Annotated in this window: 20 protein-coding genes, 1 tRNA gene and 1 pseudogene; 13 read left to right on the top strand and 9 right to left on the bottom strand. The window is 57.8% G+C overall.

What is annotated here, in order from left to right; all coding sequences use genetic code 11:
• Positions 1-26: 26 nt before the first annotated feature.
• Together TSACC_RS21755 and TSACC_RS09415 are read right to left on the bottom strand one after the other, a co-directional pair.
• The gene (locus TSACC_RS21755) at positions 27-326 is read right to left on the bottom strand and encodes a hypothetical protein (RefSeq protein WP_153811366.1); all 300 of its coding nucleotides are present in this window, start codon (positions 324-326) and stop codon (positions 27-29) included.
• 191 nt (positions 327-517) lie between these two features.
• Positions 518-700, bottom strand: a complete 183-nt coding sequence (locus TSACC_RS09415; protein ID WP_075079073.1) for a hypothetical protein — start codon at positions 698-700, stop codon at positions 518-520.
• A 154-nt stretch (positions 701-854) separates the two neighbouring features.
• Here TSACC_RS09415 and TSACC_RS21760 point away from each other — a divergent pair, with 154 nt between their 5' ends.
• Entirely contained in the window at positions 855-1,013 is a 159-nt protein-coding gene (locus TSACC_RS21760) for a hypothetical protein (RefSeq protein WP_153811367.1), read from the top strand.
• 71 nt (positions 1,014-1,084) lie between these two features.
• Here TSACC_RS21760 and TSACC_RS09420 read toward each other — a convergent pair whose 3' ends face one another.
• On the bottom strand, positions 1,085-1,303 hold the full coding sequence (locus TSACC_RS09420) for a hypothetical protein (protein ID WP_075079074.1): 219 nt from the start codon (positions 1,301-1,303) through the stop codon (positions 1,085-1,087).
• Between the two features lie 32 nt (positions 1,304-1,335).
• Positions 1,336-3,153, bottom strand: coding sequence for a malto-oligosyltrehalose trehalohydrolase (gene treZ / locus TSACC_RS09425; RefSeq protein WP_237763928.1), 1,818 nt, complete (start codon positions 3,151-3,153; stop codon positions 1,336-1,338).
• A gap of 193 nt (positions 3,154-3,346) precedes the next feature.
• On the opposite strand from treZ, the gene TSACC_RS09430 reads away from it, so the two are divergent.
• Positions 3,347-3,934, top strand: coding sequence for a sigma-70 family RNA polymerase sigma factor (locus TSACC_RS09430; protein WP_169809593.1), 588 nt, complete (start codon positions 3,347-3,349; stop codon positions 3,932-3,934).
• A gap of 135 nt (positions 3,935-4,069) precedes the next feature.
• Positions 4,070-5,323, top strand: coding sequence for a glycosyltransferase family 9 protein (locus TSACC_RS09435; RefSeq protein WP_084400342.1), 1,254 nt, complete (start codon positions 4,070-4,072; stop codon positions 5,321-5,323).
• Here TSACC_RS09435 and TSACC_RS09440 read toward each other — a convergent pair.
• Positions 5,299-6,510: a glycosyltransferase family 87 protein gene (locus TSACC_RS09440; RefSeq protein ID WP_075079077.1), complete on the bottom strand. Its 1,212-nt coding sequence runs from the start codon at positions 6,508-6,510 to the stop codon at positions 5,299-5,301. The genes TSACC_RS09435 and TSACC_RS09440 overlap by 25 nt on opposite strands.
• 156 nt (positions 6,511-6,666) lie before the next feature.
• Here TSACC_RS09440 and TSACC_RS22710 point away from each other — a divergent pair.
• The 6 genes and pseudogenes from TSACC_RS22710 to TSACC_RS09495 form a co-directional block, all read left to right on the top strand.
• Positions 6,667-7,020, top strand: a pseudogene (locus TSACC_RS22710) (cellulose binding domain-containing protein); the annotation flags it as partial.
• Positions 7,021-7,067: 47 nt separating this feature from the next.
• Positions 7,068-7,391 (top strand): hypothetical protein, encoded by a 324-nt coding sequence (locus TSACC_RS22390; protein WP_174548587.1) that lies wholly within the window; start codon positions 7,068-7,070, stop codon positions 7,389-7,391.
• A 31-nt stretch (positions 7,392-7,422) separates the two neighbouring features.
• Positions 7,423-8,748, top strand: coding sequence for a glycoside hydrolase family 9 protein (locus TSACC_RS22395; protein WP_269084868.1), 1,326 nt, complete (start codon positions 7,423-7,425; stop codon positions 8,746-8,748).
• 235 nt (positions 8,749-8,983) lie between these two features.
• Complete coding sequence (locus tag TSACC_RS22210; protein ID WP_237763929.1) at positions 8,984-12,832, top strand: glycoside hydrolase family 9 protein; 3,849 nt, start codon at positions 8,984-8,986, stop codon at positions 12,830-12,832.
• Between the two features lie 100 nt (positions 12,833-12,932).
• A tRNA-Ser gene (locus TSACC_RS09490) sits at positions 12,933-13,020 on the top strand.
• Between the two features lie 294 nt (positions 13,021-13,314).
• Positions 13,315-13,824 (top strand): ferritin-like domain-containing protein, encoded by a 510-nt coding sequence (locus tag TSACC_RS09495; RefSeq protein WP_075079078.1) that lies wholly within the window; start codon positions 13,315-13,317, stop codon positions 13,822-13,824.
• 384 nt (positions 13,825-14,208) lie between these two features.
• Here TSACC_RS09495 and TSACC_RS22110 read toward each other — a convergent pair whose 3' ends face one another.
• A complete protein-coding gene (locus TSACC_RS22110) occupies positions 14,209-14,424 on the bottom strand; it encodes a hypothetical protein (RefSeq protein WP_169809595.1) in 216 nt (71 codons plus the stop codon).
• A gap of 360 nt (positions 14,425-14,784) precedes the next feature.
• Here TSACC_RS22110 and TSACC_RS09500 point away from each other — a divergent pair, with 360 nt between their 5' ends.
• A complete protein-coding gene (locus tag TSACC_RS09500; RefSeq protein ID WP_369695379.1) occupies positions 14,785-16,530 on the top strand; it encodes an endonuclease/exonuclease/phosphatase family protein in 1,746 nt (581 codons plus the stop codon).
• Here the strand turns inward: TSACC_RS09500 and TSACC_RS09505 are convergent.
• Positions 16,527-16,961, bottom strand: coding sequence for a DUF2383 domain-containing protein (locus TSACC_RS09505; RefSeq protein ID WP_075079080.1), 435 nt, complete (start codon positions 16,959-16,961; stop codon positions 16,527-16,529). The genes TSACC_RS09500 and TSACC_RS09505 overlap by 4 nt on opposite strands.
• Positions 16,962-17,101: 140 nt before the next feature.
• Between TSACC_RS09505 and TSACC_RS22715 the strand changes: the two genes are divergently transcribed.
• The gene (locus TSACC_RS22715) at positions 17,102-17,413 is read left to right on the top strand and encodes a histidine kinase (RefSeq protein ID WP_075079081.1); all 312 of its coding nucleotides are present in this window, start codon (positions 17,102-17,104) and stop codon (positions 17,411-17,413) included.
• On the opposite strand, the gene TSACC_RS21795 is transcribed toward TSACC_RS22715, so the two are convergent.
• A complete protein-coding gene (locus TSACC_RS21795; RefSeq protein WP_153811369.1) occupies positions 17,388-17,561 on the bottom strand; it encodes a hypothetical protein in 174 nt (57 codons plus the stop codon). The two genes, TSACC_RS22715 and TSACC_RS21795, sit on opposite strands and share 26 nt — an antisense overlap.
• A gap of 170 nt (positions 17,562-17,731) precedes the next feature.
• On the opposite strand from TSACC_RS21795, the gene TSACC_RS09515 reads away from it, so the two are divergent.
• Positions 17,732-18,421: an HAD family hydrolase gene (locus TSACC_RS09515; RefSeq protein ID WP_075079082.1), complete on the top strand. Its 690-nt coding sequence runs from the start codon at positions 17,732-17,734 to the stop codon at positions 18,419-18,421.
• A 93-nt stretch (positions 18,422-18,514) separates the two neighbouring features.
• On the top strand, positions 18,515-19,174 hold the full coding sequence (locus TSACC_RS09520) for an ROK family protein (protein WP_153811370.1): 660 nt from the start codon (positions 18,515-18,517) through the stop codon (positions 19,172-19,174).
• A 105-nt stretch (positions 19,175-19,279) separates the two neighbouring features.
• Here TSACC_RS09520 and TSACC_RS09525 read toward each other — a convergent pair whose 3' ends face one another.
• Positions 19,280-19,771, bottom strand: coding sequence for a YciE/YciF ferroxidase family protein (locus TSACC_RS09525; protein WP_075079084.1), 492 nt, complete (start codon positions 19,769-19,771; stop codon positions 19,280-19,282).
• Positions 19,772-19,785 lie beyond the last annotated feature (14 nt).

The raw sequence follows: 19,785 nt of genomic DNA on the forward strand, positions 1-19,785 counted from the left end.
CAGCATTCGCCTCCAGATCGATAGTCTTAGCTCTGGCGCATGGCCTGGCAGGAGGTCTGGCTGGGCTTGCACGTCAGCTTGTTCTCCGCGGTGCGGGTGCAGCCTTCGTGGCGGTAGGAGGTCGTCTGTGTGGCAGCAGCAGCTCCCTTGGGGTTGGTCGTCGCCAATGAGTGGGCCACTGGCGTGACCATCGGACATCCATGCCTCTGTGATACGGACGGGACCCCGGAGAAAGAGCTGGCGGGATTACTGGGGCCTGCGACGGCGAATCCGGTGGCGGCGATAAGGGAGAAGGCGAGCGCGAGAAGTTTTCTAGAGGTTTTCATGGGATTCAGGATTTGGTTTTTTTTTGGATCGGGAGGTGTTTTCCGTCCCGTATATCGAGTCCAATCCCGCTTCCGGGAAAAACCCTCATGGAAATTTTTGTGGCTTCCGTTTCACAGGGGCAAAAAAAACTCCACCTCTCGTGCGCCAGGCGAACGGAGAGGTGGAGTGGGTTGCGTGTGGAGGCGGCTTCCTAATATGTCGTAGTGCGTTCCACGGTGGTGGACGACGATGGCACAGCCGTGGAGGTTCGTGTCACGGTCGTCGTGGTATCAGGTTCCGTGTGGCGTTCGACGTTGATGCAACCGGATAGGAAGGTGCCGGTCAGAGCGAGGGCCAGAGCCAGGGCTGTTTTGCGAATGAGTGCGAGTTTCATAACTGAATAGTATTTACGCTAGGTTCGTTTTTAGATCGGCTGGTGGTTGTGTCCGAAATGTGGGGAAATCTTACGGCATCCGAAAGTGGCTTGAGCGCCGATTCCCGGGCATGAAGAAACAATATTCATTCATCGGAGCGGGAGGTGTCTCGTCATGAACGGAATCATCGGCGTCGCAATATTCCTCTTGATCGCCTGGTTCATTCTGCGGGTCGCATTCGCCCTCACCGGGCTGGCCTTCCACCTGCTGTGGATTGCGGCGATTGTGCTCTTTGTGATCTGGGTGTTTGGAAAGATTTTTGGGGCAAAGTAAATCCTCCTCTGAAAGCAAACACCCCCTCCGGCGCAAGGCTGGAGGGGGTGCTTTTTTTTATTTCCAGGAAGCTATCGTTTGCCTTTTACGGCGGAGGCGATGACAATCCCGGCGCCCGAGGCCAAGACCACCAAGCCGATGATCGGCGAGATCGGGACGCTTTCCTTCTGTTCCTTCACCGCCTCGATGGGACCGATATCAAGGACCTTTTCCTTTTTCGTGAAGGTAATGTAAGGCAGCGCAAGAGTGGCGATGCCGATGACAATAAGAATGATTCCGAGAGTTTTCATAGGCTACTTTCCTTGGAACATTCGCAAATGGTTCACTTGGTGCGTGTACCGGGGAGAGATCGTTTCAGGAGAATGGATTCCGGCCCTCTAAACTGTAAGGCCTCCACCTCACTGTGTGCCGTACGGATGCCGCCGAAGCGGATTTCTTCGCTGCTTAGCACGCTCTGCCAGGTGCCGCCGGGCGAGATCTCACATGCTTCTCCAAGGTGGGTGACGAGAAGCCATTCCGTATCACTGCCTGTCCAAAGAATGCGTAGAGTGTCTTTCTCGCATTCGGTGCGATAGCCATCTCGTGCGCAGGGACGGAATGCGGCTTCCTTGCGCCGCAGCTGCAGGCACTCGCGGTAAAGGGAGAGGACGAGCGCGTGCGGCTCTCGTTCCACTTCATCCCATCGTAGCTTGGATTTGAGGAAAGTCTCCTGGTCCTGCGGACTCGGTATGCGCTCCCGGGTTTCCGCATCGGCAAATTCCGGAAAGGAGGCAAACTCCTTGCGGCGGCCTTCGATGACGAGCTTGCCCAGCTTTTCATTATGGTCCGTAAAGAAGAGAAAGGGCGATGTGGCCGCCCACTCCTGCCCCATGAACAGCATCGGGGTGTAGGGAGAGAGGCACAGCAGCATTGAGATGGCACGATAGCCGGAGAGTGAGGTTACTTGACTGATCCGGTCTCCAAAGGCGCGGTTGCCCACCTGGTCGTGATTGGACAGGCAATGAACGAACTGATGTGGCGGCAGATGTCCGCCGGGTGTGCCTCGGGGCTTGCCGGTCACCGGAGCTTTCTGACCGTGGTACAACCAGCCTTCCTCAAGAACGGCTCCCGCTTCCGTTGCTCCACCGGTGAAGTTGCCGAGATAGGAGTGATTTTCTCCAGTGAGGGTCACGCGGATGCTGTGATGAAAGTCGTCGGCCCATACGCCGTCAAATCCCATGCCACCCTGCGATGTCGGAGTGAGCATCCGGGCTTCGTTCCGATCATCCTCTGCGATGGCAAAACCACCCCGCTTGTGAATCTCGTCGGTCATCTCGGCGAGAATGTGCGGAGTAGTGTCGTCCTGAATCTCGTGGGCTGCGTCGAAACGAAATCCGTCGATATGAAACTCGTCCATCCAGTACCCCGGATTGGCCCGGAAATACTCACGCACCGGGGCGCAATGGTCGGCATCGAAGTTGAAACCGTTTCCCCATGGGGTGTGATGTCGGGAGTGAAAGTAGTAGGGACTGAACGCGCTCAGGTAGTTCCCATCCGGTCCGAGGTGATTGTAGACGACATCCAGGATCACAGCGATGCCCTCGCCATGCGCTGCATCGACGAGCGACCGAAGGTCATCTGGCGTACCGTAGCAGGACGCTGGAGCATAGATCTGTACTCCATCGTATCCCCAGTTACGAGTGCCGGGAAAATCTGCGAGTGGCATGAGTTCGATCGCAGTGATCCCGAGTGTGCGGAGGTACGGCAGACGATCCTTTGCCGCCAGGAATGTCCCGGCCTGAGTGAACGTCCCGATATGCAATTCGTAGACCACCAGGTCGCGCAAGGCGGGGGACCTCCATCCTTGGTCCGTCCAGTTGAAGGCGGCTGGATCGATAACCAGAGAGCGTCCATGTACTCCTCCGCTGAGGGCGCGAGAAGCGGGATCAGGGAGTATTTGGTCACCTTCATTCAGTCGATATCCATAGGTGTCGCCGGGCCGACCCTCGGGGTCCTCCCCGATGAAGTATCCCCCTTCGGCTCGGGAGAGAGCTATGGCTCGTGTCTTCCCATCGCGATGAACCTCCACGGCAACCGAACTGAATTTTGGCGCCCACACCCTGTAAAACACAGCATTTCCCGTCCAGGTTGCTCCGATCATGTGTTCCATTTTCACGGCTAAGTATCGTACCTGAGCGATTCTTGCGAGTGCGGGAATACCCCTAAACGCCCGTCAGGGTTTCCTGATGGGGTAGGATTTTTGCTGATGCGCCAATCGTAGGGTGCACCGATTGGAGGAATCGATCGCGTCGGTTAGTCTGCCATCGAACCCAAGACAACCTATGGAAATCACAATGGATCAGATTACGTCGGGAGAAGACCAGGAGTTGATGGAGGGATTGATGCAGAGGGTCCCGCAGGCGCTTGAGCGTTTGCACCGGAGATATCGTACGGTTTTGAGATCGATCATCATGCAGGTGCTTCATGACGAAGCCGAGGCCGAGGATGTCCTCCAGGAGGTTTTTCTCCAGGTCTGGGACCGGGCCGACAGTTACTCTCCGCGCAAGGGCAAGCTGGTAAGCTGGCTTTGCACGCTGGCTCGTCGTCGGGCGATCGACCGCCTCCGCCAGCACAGCGCCTATCGCCGGGCCACGGATCGGTACGAGGTTTCGTGCAATCATCCGGACAAGGCCGTGGACGAGACGCATGTGGTGGAGCGCGATGCCTTCCGCGATGATATTCGGGAGTTGCTGCACCAGCAGATCGCGACACTGCCGCCCAAGCAGCAGCAGGTCATCCGGTTGGCATACTTTGAGAATCGGAGCCAGCGCGAGATTTCTGCTCTTACCGATACGCCGCTCGGGACCGTAAAGACCCGCATCGAACTCGGTATGAAGAAGCTCACTCACGCCTTTGGTGGCCTGCGCGACAAGCTCGTCTAGAGCAGTATCGCCATGGCTCAGCCGATCCCGGGCGGGCTGCGGCAGGTGCATGCACCGCCGCGCCGTCGGGAAGGCGTGAAATCGCCTTGCCTCCGGCCTTACCGCCGCGCTTAAATTGGCGGTTTGTATCTGTAGATGAGCCAACTTGCCACCAATCCCAAAGTCCTCGGTTTCATTGATCGGTGGTGTGGCGGGACCGCCTGCGCGGTTCTTACCGTTTTTCGCAAGTTATTCGGCGGCAAGGAAATGGTAACCCCGGAGCACCGTGGGCTGCTCTTTATGAAGCTCGCGGAGCAGGGGTCTACCGTCCTGGCCAGCGCGGCCATCCGTGATGCTGTCCAACGTCACGGTCGCGAAAATGTCTATTTTTTCGTTTTTCAGGAAAATCGCTTCATTCTCGACGCGCTCGAGGTGATCCCGCCGGAGAACGTTCTCACCGTGAATACGAGGAACGCCTTCACCATGATCACGAGCGCCCTTCAGGTCGTGGGGCGGATCCGCCGGATGAAACTCGCGGCATGTGTGGACATGGAGTTTTTTGCTCGCTCCACGGCGGTGCTATGCTACCTGACCGGCATCCCGATCCGGGTGGGCTTTCATGCCTGGCATGCGGGCGAGGGACCGTTCCGGGGAGATCTCTTTACGCGTCGACTGCGGTACAATCCGCATCTGCACAGTAGCGTGACGTTCCGGTCTCTGGTGGCGGCGGTCGATGATCGGGACCCCGACATGATGCCGCGCTTTGACTGGCATGCAGATGAGGAACTCCTTCCGCTGCCCCATTTCCAACCGACTCCCGAGGAGGTGGCTTCCGTCCGCGCCCTCGTGGCCGAGACGACCAGCCCGGATCGCAAGGCGCTCGTGCTCCTCAATGCCAATGCCAGCGATCTTCTGCCGTTGCGGCGGTGGCCCAATGAGAACTACCTTGAGCTCGCCCGTCGCGTGCTTGCCTTGTCCGAGCACTACTATATCGGTTTCACCGGCGGTCCCGCCGAGGCAAAGAAGGTCGCGGGTATTGTCGCGGAACTCAACCACCCACGAGTCGTGTGTTTTGCAGGTCGTACGACGTTGCGCGAGCTTCTCGCTCTTTATAATGAGTCCGACGTGCTGGTGACGAACGACAGCGGGCCGGCGCATTTTGCGGCTTTGACCTCGGTGGAGACGGTGGTGCTCTTCGGCCCCGAGACGCCGAAGCTCTTTGGCACACTCTCACCCAACACGCAGTCCATCACCGCCGGGCTGGCCTGCAGCCCATGCGTGAGTGCGCTGAATAATCGCCAGACGAACTGCCGCGACAATGTTTGCATGCGGCGTATTTCTGTGGATCAAGTCTTTCAGGCCGTCACCATCGCGCTTGAGCGGCGTCAGGCCGCTTCCCTGGCCGCCTGAAACGGCAGCGAGGTGGTTTTCGGCAGTGAGAGGATCTGGCGGGCCAGCCACACGAAAATCGCGGAGGCTACGAGGGCCTTTAGCCAGAGATTCGTCCATGGGAAAATCGGGTTGCCGTAATTTTCGGACCCCAGAATGATCGCGACAGCAGTCCACCACGCGGCGTAGTCGATGCGTTTGAGGAACGCTCCGGTATATGCTCCCATGACGGCTGCAAAGGCGGCCAGCATGATGTAGGAGTTGGTCTCCGTTCGAGGGTTGAAGAGCATCAGGTACGTCACATTGAGGAACAACACGGCAAAAGCCCCCCGGACAGGATCAAATCTGCGTAGCGCGAGCCAGGAGAGGACGAGCGTGCCGAGACCGGCAAGGCCGCGGATACCGAGTTGCACCGGGGACGGAAGTTCCATTCCGAACGATTTGAACATCCCGGCAAAATCGCACCAGGAGTGTCCGGTGGGCTTGCCCGCCTGGGTGAGGTTTTTAAAGAACGCGGGGTATTCCCCGGCGGCATAGCTGAGGTTCCAGTGCAGGAAGGGCATTGCGATGATTGCCGCGAGGGTGGCAGCAAGCGGAATGCGCAGACGGGGAAAGAGCACTCCACAGACCAGGATCGGCGCGATGGCGATGGGCTTTAGGATCAGGGTCAGCCCGAGCAGGATGGCGGACGTCCACCATTTTTCTCGGGCGAGGGTGACTGCGAGCAGCAGGAAGAGTCCTGCAAGGGGCATGTTGACCTGGCCGTTGCGGGCGCTGGAAAACGATGCCGGCAGGACGAGCAGGGTGGCGACAAGAAAGATGAGTTCCTTACGCCGGGGGGTGAAATGCCCCGCTGCAGCCCACAGTGAACCCGCGAGCAAACCGAGGCAGGTCAGGCGCCAAAGAGGTTCGCCGACGCGATCGGGAAGGATTTCATAAGGGGTGTAGAGGATCGCAAACTGTGGCAGGTAGAGATAGCCGTTCTTTTTGCGATACAGGCTCTTTTCGCCGCCCCACCAGTTGTCGGTAGCCCGCTGATACTCGATGGTGGCGCTACGACGGGTCGGCTGGATGGCGACGATGGTCGAGATGACGGTGCCATACACGATCCAGATGGCGAGGGCGGCGACCAGGGCGCGTTTGGCAGGGAGTTTGTCCAGGAAGGACCAGAGATTCTGCCAAAGAGTCGAGATGCTTGCTGCGGGCATCGGGAAAGAGAACCTGATCGCTCCCCGCCGCGCAAGCCGGAGGTGGGGGATTATATGCTCCAAGAGCAGCCTTGGAGGCGACGGGCAACCAATTGCGACTAGGAAAATGAGCGTTTCTGGGCGAGATTCCGGCAATCTGTTGGAAAACTCGTGAAGATGTTTGCTTGTTCGTGTCCTGGAAGGGGAGCCTTGTTCGCCCTCGCATTTTTCGCTTTTTTTTCCGAACCTTCGCGAGCGCAGGAGAGAAAAGAGGCTCGCGACGCGCGATTTGAGAACGATCAGGTAATCGTCACGTTTCGCCTGAACAGCGACTGGGGCGTCGGTTATCAGGCTGATGTCACTATCGAGAACCGGACGGCGCATGTGCTGCCGGACTGGCAACTGGCATTTCGCATCGAGCAACCTCCGGCCAACGTCTGGAACGCGCGGGTCGCGAAGACTTCTGAGGACTTGTACACTTTCGACGCCCAGTCCTTTGACTGGAACAAGAGCGTGCCGCCGAATGGACGGGTTTCTTTTGGGTTCATCGGAGCCAAGGGAGGACTAACCAAGGCACCTTGGGATTTTGCCTTTCAGACTGGCGGCGAACTAACGGCCACGCCAACGGCCACACCAACGGCCACACCAACGGCCACGCCAACGGCCACGCCAACGGCCACGCCAACGGCCACGCCAACGGCCACGCCAACGGCCACGCCAACGGCCACGCCAACGGCCACGCCAACGGCCACGCCAACGGCCACGCCAACGGCCACACCAACGGCCACGCCAACGGCCACACCAACGGCCACACCAACGGCAACGCCAACGGCCACACCAACGGCAACGCCAACGGCCGGATCGAGTCCGCAGTCATCATCGACACCTGTTTCCAAGCATAGTGGGCGAGGCAAGTTTAACTACGCGGAAGCGTTGCAGATGGCGTTATATTTTTATGATGCACAGCGTTCGGGGAAGCTGCCGGAGGGCTTTCGCGTAAAGTGGCGGGGGGATTCTGCTCTGGAGGATGGGAGTGATGTCGGGATCGATCTCACTGGGGGCTTCTATGATGCGGGCGATCACGTCAAGTTTGCCCTGCCCATGGCGAGCGCTATGACTTTGCTGAGCTGGGGAGGTATCGAGTACGGCGATGGATATCATCGAGCACACCAGAAAGGGGTGCTCCTCTCGCTGGTGCGATGGGGTGCAGATTGGTTGATGCGGGCGCATCCGAGCGAGGATGTCTTCTATGCCCAGGTCGGCAACGGTGCTCTCGATCATGATCGCTGGGGAGCAGCCGAGGCGATGACCATGAAACGTCCGGCCTATAAAGTCGACTCCAGCAAACCCGGCTCGGATGTCGTGGCGGAGGCTTCGGCTGCCCTGGCTTCCGCAGCAATACTGTTCAAGAGTGAAGATCCCGAGTATTCGCAGAGACTGCTACGCAGCGCCCGCTCTCTATTTGCCCTGGCCGATACCCACCGTGGCCGGTACTCCAAGGCCATTCACGATGCGGCGGAGTATTATCCCTCCTCGGGTTATCTGGACGAGCTCATCTGGGCCGCCGCATGGCTTTATCGCGCGACAGGCGAAGCGGGCTATTTGCAGAAGGCCGAGGCGTATTACCAGCGCTTCCAGGATGATGACGACCTTCATTGGACCCAGACCTGGGACGACAAGATCTATGGAGCCAACGTCCTGCTGGCCGAGATGACGGGAAAGGACGTCTACAAAAGTGCGGTCGAGCGGTGGCTGAATTTTTGGACGGTGGGGGATGCTGGCAAACGCATCAGGTATACACCGGGCGGCCTTGCCTGGCTCGATCGCTGGGGTTCGTTAAGGTATGCAGCCAATACCGCATTTCTCGCGTTTATCTATGCCGATCGGGTGGGGGATCATGGTACTCGGTACCGGGATTTCGCCCGCTCGCAGATCGATTACATCCTCGGCGAAAATCCCGAGCATCGCAGCTATGTGGTGGGATTTGGCGCGAACCCGCCGCGTAATCCCCACCACGCTGGAGCGCATGGTTCCTTGAGCGACGACGTCGATGAACCCGGAGATAACCGGCATATCCTCTACGGCGCCCTGGTCGGGGGTCCTTCCGCGCCAAAGGATGATGCGTATATCGATCGCCGCAGTGACTATGTTACGAATGAAGTCTCGCTCGACTACAATGCCGGGTTTACCGGCGCTTTGGCTCGCATGGCTTTGGAATACGGCGGTACTCCTCTCGAGGTCTTTCCGCCTGTGGAGTAACCGCTTGCGTTGATGTAATTCCTGCTCCAAGGAGCAGGCTATGCTTTCGTGATGGATCAGGCAAGAGGGTGAGTGCATCCTGTTGCCCTGACAATTCACCGACTTTTTGGGGATGTTCATCGAGTTGGGCGGGAGATTTTTTGAGAGTTCCGCACACTCCCGCTCCATGAGGTTCCTCCTGCTTTCCATCACGGCATTTTTGGGATCGTTGGTCGCATGTTTTGGACATGGCTCCATGGCCAGTCCCATCAGTCGATCGTACGAGGTCTTTCTCGAGAATCCTGAGCATCCATCCTCGGCGGCAGGGCGTGCTGCGGTCGCGGTGGCCGGCACACAGGCATTCTACGACTGGCATGAGGTAAATCGCCAGTTGCCCAATCACGACTACCGCACGCAGATTCCAGATGGGAAATTGCCCGGGGCGGGCCGGGATAAATATGCGGGATTGAATCTTGCCCGTACCGACTGGCCGGCAACCAAGGTGCAGCCTGGACATTTTCATTGCGTCTTTTACGCCGCGACGCCGCATGATCCGAGTTACTTTGAGGCATACATCACCAAGGCGACCTATGATCCACGCCAGCCTCTGAAGTGGAGTGATCTCGAGCCCTTGCCTGGCGGGGAAAATGCCCGCCTCGAGGGAAAGAACTATATGTTTGATGTCACCTTGCCGGAGCGCAAGGGGCGTCACATCCTGTACGTCATCTGGCAGCGCATCGATCCGGTAGGCGAGGTCTTTTTCTCCACTAGCGACCTCGATTTTGGCGGGGTCGATTATGGTACCACCGCCCCAGATCCGATGGTCGCACCTGAGGTGCCTGCGGATCATGATCATGGCGGCTCCAATCCCACACCTACACCGACTCCGGTTCCCACGCCCACTCCGACGCCAGCTCCCGGGTCGCGGAATGCACGTTTTGAGAACGACCAGGTCATCGTCACCTTCAAACTGACGAATGATTGGATCAGCGGATACCAGGCTGATGTGGTGATCGAGAACAAGACATCAAGCATCCTGCGGGACTGGTCGCTCTCTTTCCGGATTGAGCGCGAAGCGGTCAGTCCATGGAATGCGCGACTCCTCAGTAAATCGGGAGATCGCTACACCTTCGACGCTCAGCCGTATATCTGGAACAAGGATGTTCCAGCCAAGGGCAAAGTGTCGTTTGGCTTCACCGGCTCGCCTGGGAACCTAACCAAGGCCCCATCGGACTTCATTTTCCAAACCTCCAGTGGAGGAACCACGCCGACGCCAACCCCAACGCCCGTCGCTACCCCAACTCCCACGCCTACGCCTACGCCTACGCCTACGCCTACGCCTACGCCTACGCCTACGCCTACGCCTACGCCTACGCCTACGCCAACTCCGACACCCACTCCGGTGCCGACACCCACTCCTACCCCAACTCCTGTTCCGACACCTACAGCCACACCGACACCTGGATCGCCAAATACAACGGTGAACCTTGGCAGCGTGAGCGTGACCTTCAAGGTGACCAACGACTGGCGAAGCGGTTTTGAGGCGCAGGTCGTCATCAAGAATCTCACCTCCTCCGTCATCAAGGACTGGCAGCTTGCCTTCGATCTAGATCGCTCGATTTCCTCGATCTGGAACGCCGGGTACACGCAGGTTTCCTCGAGCCGCTATGCGTTCAATGCGCAGCTTTATACTTGGAACAAGGACATCCCGGCTGGAGGATCAGTCAGCTTTGGCTTCATCGGCAGCCCGGGCAGCCTCACGCAAGCCCCGTCAAATTTCGCCTTTCAGCCATCGGGTGGGGGAGGAAATCCCACGCCGACTCCGACTCCAACTCCAACGGCCACCCCTTCGCCGACTCCCACGGCGACGCCGACTCCCACGCCTACGCCGGTGCCAACACCTACGCCGACGCCGACTCCAGCCGTGCCAAAATTTGCCATCGAGGATATCGTGGTGGATGAGCCAAAGTCCGGCACCACGGTGGCTCAAGTGAAAGTCACCCTTCTCCCTGCGGCAACCTCCGTAGCGGGTGTAAGCTTTCAGACAAAAAACGGAACGGCGTGGAGCGGATCGGATTACGTTTCAGCCAACGGCAACCTGCTCTTTGAGCCGGGAACGACATTTAAGACGATCTCGATCACGATCCTGAGCAATCCGACGAATGAAGGTCTCGAGAGCTTTACCGTGGAACTCTCTGCCGTGGTCGGCGGAGAAATCTCCCGCGCCGTGGGGACAGTAACGATCCGCGAATCCAACGCAGGCACCGGGAAGTTCAATTATTCCGAGGCTTTGCAAAAGTCGTTGTTCTTCTATGACGCGCAACGCTCTGGCAAACTGCCGGCAAACTTCCGCATCAACTGGCGCGGAGACTCTGCCCTGCAGGATGGAAGCGACGCAGGGCTGGACTTAAGCGGCGGCTACTACGATGCGGGCGACCACGTGAAGTTCGCATTGCCGATGGCAACCAGCATGACGCTCCTCGCCTGGGGTGGTATCGAGTACGGTACGGCTTATCAAAGCGCGCAGCAAAAGGAGGCGTTTCTCTCGGCAATTCGCTGGGGGGCGGACTGGCTGATCAAAGCCCACCCTAGCGACAATGTCTTCTATGGACAGGTGGGCAATGGCGGCAGCGATCACTCGTACTGGGGGCCTCCGGAGACCATGACCATGTCTCGCCCATCGTACAAGGCCGATACCTCCAGGCCGGGCACGGAGATCGCAGCCGAGGCGGCGGCAGCTCTCGCATCAGCGCACATCCTTTTCAAGAATGAGGACTCCGCTTACGCGACCAGGCTCCTCCAGCATGCCAAAGCGCTCTTTGCTTTTGCCGATAACTATCGCGGCACCTACACAAGCGCCATCCCCGATGCGGCCTCGTACTACAACTCCTACTCCGGATACTACGATGAACTGGTATGGGCTGCGGCGTGGCTCTATCGCGCCACGGGAGAGACATCCTACCTCCAAAAAGCGGAATCAATCTACAACGAGCAATTCCAGAACAAATCGCTTAAATGGACGATTTCGTGGGACGACAAGATCTACGGAGCCAATGTGCTCCTGGCTCAGTTGACCGGCAAGGACGTGTACAAGAGTGCCACCCAGCGCTGGCTCAACTTCTGGACCGTCGGAGAAAATGGGTCACGCATCAAGTATACGCCCGGCGGTCTTGCCTGGTTGGATCAATGGGGTTCGCTCCGGTATGCGGCCAATACGGCCTTCATGGCCTTCATCTACGCCGATCGCGTGGGTGATGTCGGCACGCGCTACCGTGACTTTGCCAAGGCGCAGATCAACTACATGCTCGGCGAAAACCCGAACAACCGGAGCTATGTCGTGGGCTTTGGCAACAACCCGCCAATCAATCCCCATCATCGAGCGGCGCATGGTTCCTGGAGCAATAATATCTCCAACCCTGTCAATAACCGACACGTGCTCTACGGCGCCCTGGTCGGCGGCCCCTCCTCGGCCAGCGACACGGCATATACGGATGACCGGACGAACTATGTCACCAACGAGGTTGCCCTAGACTACAATGCTGGCTTCACCGGAGCACTCGCCCGGATGGTGTCCGAGTACGGCGGTGCCCCGCTGGCGAACTTTCCTGTCGCCGAGACACCGGATGACGAGTACTTCGTCGAGGCCTCGATCAATCAGCAGGGTGCCGGTTTCACTGAAATCCGGGCGCTGCTCAACAACCGTTCGTCCTTCCCGGCCCGGGCCAGTGAAGCGCTCTCGTTCCGCTACTACGTGGATCTCAGCGAGTTGTTTGCTCTCGGGTACAATGAAACCAGTATCGAGGTGAAGACCAACTACACGCAGGGCGGCTCCGCCTCGCCGCTCAAGGTCTACGATGCGACACGCAAGATCTACTACACCGAGGTAAGCTACGCCGGTACACGCATCGCGCCAGGAGGAGGCAACACGTACTGGAAGGAGGCGCAGTTCCGCCTGAGCCTCAAGAGCGGAGTCCCCGCCAGTGGGTGGAATCCCTATAACGACCACTCCTTCTCCGGGCTGGTCGCGGGCAACCAAAATACGAAAAAAACCGACAAGATCCCCGTGTACGAGTCCGGCAAGAAACTCTCCGGTGTGGAACCCTAGGATCACCCGTCCGGTGGATCCCGGGGAGTTCCATGAACGAGAGCTTGAACATCCCCGGGATCACGCTAGGAATGAATCCTCGGCTTCTGGCCCCATTCAAGGAGAGGTGGCAGAGTGGTCGATTGCGGCGGTCTTGAAAACCGCTGTGCCGCAAGGCACCGTGGGTTCGAATCCCACCCTCTCCGCCATGACGGAATTGTATGCAGGCGCCGGGAGACGAGAGGTCCTGAATTTCTCTTTTGCTCTCTCTGCTTTCCGACGAACGTTCCTCGAAGCGTTATTTTACGTACCCGGCGAGCAATGGGAAGCCGCTGGGGGTGACAATGCGGGTTGTATCTCTGTTTGGAAGTTTTCGGACCCGTTAATCTTGCCGCAAAGGACGGGGGGACGTCGTTCGATCAGGTGGGGGTGGGGACACGCAGGGTTGTCTCAGGGAAGATTCTGACACACTCCGGGGTCTTCCGCAGCGAACCCTTTGCGTTATGGCACTCTTCGCACCTACATTCAATAACCTGAACGAATTGCTTATCAACGAATTGCGTGACCTCTACAGCGCGGAATCCCAATTGATCAAAGCTCTCCCCAAGATGGCTGAAGCCGCATCTGATCCCAAGCTCAAGAGCGCATTTGAGATGCATCTCAAGGAAACCGAGGATCAGGCCTGCCGGTTGGAGAATATCTTCTCTGAACTCGGAGAGAAGCCGACAGGAGAGACCTGCAAAGCCATGGAGGGTCTGGTCAAGGAGTCGAGCGATTACGTGAAAGCCGGAGGGAACCCGGACGTGCGAGACGCCGGTCTGATCGGCGCTGCCCAGCGGGTGGAGCATTATGAAATGGCTGGATATGGCACGGCCAGAGCTCTCGCCACCCGGCTCGGCCTTTCGGATATCGCACAGTTGTTGCAGACGACCCTCGATGAAGAAGCTGCAGCCGACCAAAAGCTGACCGAGATCGCAGAAGGACAAGTCAACATTAACGCCGCTCAACCGTGAACGGCCTTGGGCCTTTAGCAAAAGGCCCTGGCCCGCAAAAGGAGACGCCTCCGAGAAGGAAGGGAAATAAGGATCGTCTCCGGACTGAACTACGAAAGCTTCTCCGCACCCATGATCGGAGCGGCAAGGTGGCAATGCACCGCGCCTCCGAGTCGCGGATTCTCAAGAAACCATGGTGATGGCGGCGATTTCGCAAGCCGAGGCGCTTCGCTCCACCGCTTGGTTTCAATAGAGCTATCGCTCCTGGAAAAGAGGCGGTCGTGTCGAAAAGGCATCCTTGGGACCTGCCGCTCGCGAACTCAAGCGGGAGGCAGGTCTTCCTCTTTTGCCCATGCAACGCGGTGAAACCGTAATCAACGTAAGCAGTACTCGGGAAAGATGTTTTCAGAGGTAGAAGCAAAAGTTCGTCAATCGCTGCGGTGGTTTGATCGCTGCGAGTGGGCGATACGATGGCTTCGTCTGAGAGTTTGTCCCGACGCTGGAGAGTCTCCCGGTGTATTGCTGATCCAGATAGATGGTCTGGCTTATCGCCAGCTTGAGACGGCGATGAGTGAAGGTCGGTGTCCGTTCCTGAAATCCCTCCTGGCCAGGGAGAATCATTCGCTCTCGGTCTTTTATAGTGGTTTGCCGAGTTCCACCCCCGCAGTCCAGGGTGAGTTGCTCTATGGGACACGGTGCGCGGTTCCGAGTTTCAGCTACAGGGATCCTGATACCGGAGAGATCTCTGATTTGTTTCATCCCGATCTCGTTCGAAAGGTGGAAGGTTGGCTATCCCGTCAAGGTGAGCCGCTGCTGGCGGGCGGGAGTTCATGGTCGAATATATACTCTGGAGGTGCAGCAAAAGAAGACACACACTTTTGCATATCGGATATCGACAGTGAGTTGCGGCCGCGCAATCTCGTTCGGCGGCTGGCTGTGTTTATCTTGTTTCCCGTCGCAATAGTACGAGTCGGGCTGATGATGGTGTCGGAGTTTTTCTTCGGCCTGCTTGATGCGCTCTTTGGAGTTGCTCGAGGACAACATCCCGTCAAGGAAGCGGCCGCCCTGGTAGCTCGCTTGTGCGCCGGAATTGCACTTCGTGAGTTGATCACGATAGGCGTGAGAATCGATCTGGCCAGAGGTCTCCCGATTATTCATGCCAATTATATCGGATATGACGACATGGCTCATCGAAGGGGCCCCGGCTCCCGGTTCGCTCATTGGAGCCTGGCGGGTATAGACAGGTCCGTCCGGTCTCTATTTCAAGCGGCACATGGCTCGACGCGGCGCGATTATCACGTTTGGATTTTTTCCGATCATGGACAGGAGGCCACCCGGCCTTTCGAGCAGGTCCATGGGCGGAGCATATTTGACGCGATAGATGAGGCCCTGGCACTTGCGGGAGACCCGATCGCTCCCAAGGATTCCGATTTGGAGGTGGGAGGCCTACCGCAGGGAAGAGGTTACCAATTGGCCCATCTCGGTCCCGTGGCACAACTTTATCTGCCGATAGAACCGGACGATAAGCAGAAGCGTCGGATCGCGGAGGCTCTCGTTGCCGCGGGCGTACCCGGGATATTGATTCGAAGCGGAGACAGGCTGCTTTGGATCGATGACACGAATGGTCATTTCGTTGAGCAGGGATCATCGATACCCGCCCTCCAAAGTCACCCGCCGGGATTGGCAGCGATTATCGTCGAGGATCTGATTCGTCTCGCCACGCATCCTGATACCGGTCATCTCGTTCTGCTGGGGTGGGGGTTGAGGAAACCCACTATCACGTTCACGACAGAAAACGGTTCCCATGCCGGCCCGGGGGTGGACGAAACGCGAGGCTTTCTCATAACGCCACCGGCGGCCGGGATCTCCCGAAAATTGCTTCTACGGCCGTTGGATTTACGGGAAGCCCTTCTTTCCCTTGTGCGAGACCGACCGTTCTCGGCACCGCCGGAGGCCCGGGACCCACCGGCGGAAATACGCGTGGTGACTTACAATGCCCACGGATGCTGTGGAAATGACGGGCGGATATCCCCGAGGCGAATCGCTCGTATCCTCAGAGAGTGCAAGGCCGACGTCGTTGCCATCCAGGAGCTGGATCGCAACCGTTCCCGATCCAGAGTTGAGGATCAGGTACTGGAAATCGCGGTTTCTCTGGGATTTCACCACGTCTTTTGCCCGACGGTAATCCGGGGTGCTGAGCAATACGGACATGCCATATTCAGCCGCTATCCCATTACGAAAGTAAAAGTGGATTATCTCCCATCGGTTTCTTTGACCTGGTGGAGAGAACCCCGGGCGGCGCTGTGGTGCACGGTGCAATTAGGTACCCGGGCGATACACATCGTTACGACTCATCTGGGTTTGACTCCGGCAGAGAGGCGCGCTCAAGTCAACGTCCTGCTCGGGCCGGAGTGGATCGGGAAAATTCCCTCTGGAGAGTCGGTGATCTTCTGTGGCGACATGAATTTCCAACCCGGCGGCTACTGTCACAGAGAGGTCCTCCGAGCGGGGCTGGAAGATCCCGTTCCTCCTTCGATGAAGACATTTGGATCAACTGTGTCTGTCGTACGGCTGGATCACCTGTTTACCTCACCCGATCTGAAGGTCCGCGAGGTTCATGTCGTGAGGAATTACCTCACCCGTCTCGCCTCGGATCACCTTCCCATCGTCGCGCGTATCGGGGTTGGCGGCGATCAGCGGGCGCCTTCCCAAAAGGTGCGAAGCTAGGCGGTGAGGGTTTCGAGTGCGCCGATATGCCTCTCCGTGGTGGGAAGGAGTTCATTGCGGATCATCTCTTTGCACGAAGACATCACTTCCTCGTCCTCCATGGCGGCTTCATAATCCATCTTTCCGGCGGTTTCACCTGCCCGGAGACTCGCCACCGCGGATTTACCTCCCAGGAGATCTGCCGTACCTTGGACGAAACTGGTGAACGCACCCCACGCGCCTGTGTCGGTTGACGGGGCGCCTCCCATCGAACGGACATTTTCGGTCAGCATGGAGACTGCCACTTTATGATCATCACGGATGGCCAGGAGGGAGTTGGGAACCGCGTATTCCTTCTCGAATGTCATGATCGCCTTGGTATAGGCCTCCACGGCAGACCGTTCGCCTCGCAGGAGCTTGTTGCAGACTTCGATACAGTGTTGTGTATTCATATAAATAGATCGCCTCAGCACTTGGGGTCGGATCTCGGGTGTCGCCCGCCGAGGCTTTGATCAGGGAGAGAATGGAGGGGAACGATGCTTGCCTCTTTGGGAGGATCAACGAACTTTGTAGCTCTTGAGGACCATGTGATATGAGCGAGATATCGAACGAGCCTGCCGAGCCAACACTGAGCGCCGAGCAACTTTATCGCGAGTTGCACGATGGTTTGTGCCAAAATATCACCGCATCGCTTTTCTTCGCCCAGAACCTCCGCTCTCGCCTCCGGAAAGACGAACGTTCGGACGAGGTATTACTAACTCTCGCTGACAGTGCAGTGAATGCAGCGACGAGTGCGGTTGCTGATATGCGGGTATTGTTGGAGAAGCTCGGAAATGACCGGAAGGACCCGGGCGAGACTTCTGTCGCAAAGACTCTGGCTAGGGGAGGCGAAACGACACCTTGAGTCGGTTGCCGCGATTGCGGATGATCGAGCTTGTGGGAAACGATACCCCTCCGGCGAGGAGTTTTCGCAGACGTTGATCCAGTCTGGCCTTGTTGTCGTTCATTTTGATCGCAAATCTTCCGGGCAGGTAAAACGGATAGGTCTTCATTGGCTTAAAAATCCGGGTAGCAATTTACCACGCCTCCACCTGCGACCAATCGGTGAAGTCCCTGAGCGAGAAGTCATGTTTCTAGCCCTGAAGGGATATAGCCGCGTAAGCGGCAAGTGATAAAGACCGGGCACGCGCATTGAGCCTGCGTCCCGCGATTATCACGCGGGATGAAATATCGCGTGTTTGCCACGGATTTTGATGGAACGATCGCAACGGATGGCATGTTGGACGGTCCCACTGTTGGGGCATTGCAGCGATTGCGTAGCGCGGGCGTGATCTGTTGCCTGGTTACCGGGCGTGAGTTGTGGGACTTTGAGAACGCGGACACGGTCCTTTCACTCTTCGATTATGTCGTGGCCGAGAACGGAGCGGTGCTTTACACGCCCGGGACGAAGGAGACGCGTGTGATTGCCCCCGCACCTCCTGCGGATTTTCTGAGCGAGCTGACGCGGCGGGGAGTGCCGATCAGGGTAGGGCAGGTCATCGTGGCGACAGTGGAACCCCATGAAGTCGCAGTGTTGGAGGCTGTAAAGGAGACGGCCCTGGAGCTGCAGGTGATTTTTAACAAGGGAGCGGTGATGGTGCTGCCCGCAGGTGTGAACAAGGCGACAGGGTTGCAGGCAATACTTGATCTCTGTGACATGTCCTTTGCCGATGTGGTGGGAGTGGGCGATGCGGAGAATGACCATGTGTTTCTCGAGCATTGCGGGCTGTCAGCGGCTGTAGCCAATGCCGTGCCGGGAATCAAGGAAAGGGCAAAGGTGGTGACGCGTTCAAACGCTGGCGCTGGTGTTACAGAGTTGATCGACGCTTTATTAAGCGAGAATATTAAATCTCTTCAACCGGAGGAAAACTGAGTGCAAGTCCTGATGCTCGACATCGGCGGGAGCAATGTGAAGTGCATGAACTCCCGCAGAGGGGAAATGCGCATGGTGAAATCCGGGCGTCGTATGGGACCCGAGGAAATGGTGGCGGAGGTTGACTCGGAGACGAAGGGCTGGGATTTTGATGTTGTATCCATCGGATATCCCAGCCTCGTCCGGGACGGCGCCCCGGCTCGTGAACCACTCAATCTGGGCGATGGATGGCTGGACTTTGACTTTGAGAGGGCGTTTGGACGGCCGGTCCGGATGATAAACGACGCAGCAATGCAAGCCTTGGGGAATTACACGCAGGGGCGGCTTCTCTTTCTCGGGTTCGGGACGAGCATAGGCGCCTGCATCATTGCTGATGATGTCGTGGTACCAATAGAGATTGGACTGATCAAGATCTGGGCGGATGAGAACCTCGTGGACCGGGTTTCGAAAAAGGCCCTAAAGAAGCACGGTCTGGGACCCTGGGTCCGCGCAGTAGAGGAGACGGTAGAGCTCTTGAGCGACGTTTTTCAGCCAGATGAAATTGTTTTGGGGGGAGGGAATGCAAAGCGGATTCGAAAGCTCCCACCCGGTTGTCGCCTGGTTGACAATACTTCTGCCTATGTCGGAGCGGAGCGTCTCTGGGAGTCGTCCGACCTGCACGCTGTCGCGGACGTAAGCACCTGGAAGATCGTCCGCCACCTGACGCCTCGCGAGCAGGCGATCAAAAAGGAAAAGCAGTCTCCAAAGGAGTGATGGGCTTTACCCCACCGGCGATATAACCGTGCGGTTCCCGGACAGAAATAGAACCCGACCGAAGTGGGAGATCTCCGGCCGGGGTTGAAGGAGGATGGAGGGCTGTTATTTGTCTGCGGAGACGTTGATGGAGGATTCGGCGAGCTCGGTGAGTTTCTTGTCGGTTTCTGCCTCTTCTTCCAGGGTGGTCTGGAGAAGCTTGGCCCCGTTTTTGTCGCCCACCAACTGGGCATAAGTGCGGGCGGTGCCGTATCCAGCGATTTCATAGTGCTCGACTCGCTGGGCTGCGGCGATAAGGCCTGCATCCTTGACCTCGTCGTCAGCTTCTTCGTTGATCATCTCCTCGCCTTCCTCAATGAGGCCCTGCATCCCCTTGCACTTCGGGCCGCGGGTGGATTGATCGAGATCCGAAAGGATTTCCTCCAGCCGGGCTGCGTGGGTTTTGGTCTGCTCTAGATGCTCACGGAATCCAGCGGCCAGCTTTTCGTCAGAAGCGGCCTGAGCCATTTTCGGTAGGGCGCGGATCAACTGCTTCTCGGCGCTGTGGAGGTCCTTGAGTTCGTGAATATAGAGATCCTTGAGGGTTTGTAGTTTCATTGGGTGGTTGTTTT

It is taken from the genome of Terrimicrobium sacchariphilum (genome assembly GCF_001613545.1).
Lineage (GTDB): Bacteria > Verrucomicrobiota > Verrucomicrobiia > Chthoniobacterales > Terrimicrobiaceae > Terrimicrobium > Terrimicrobium sacchariphilum.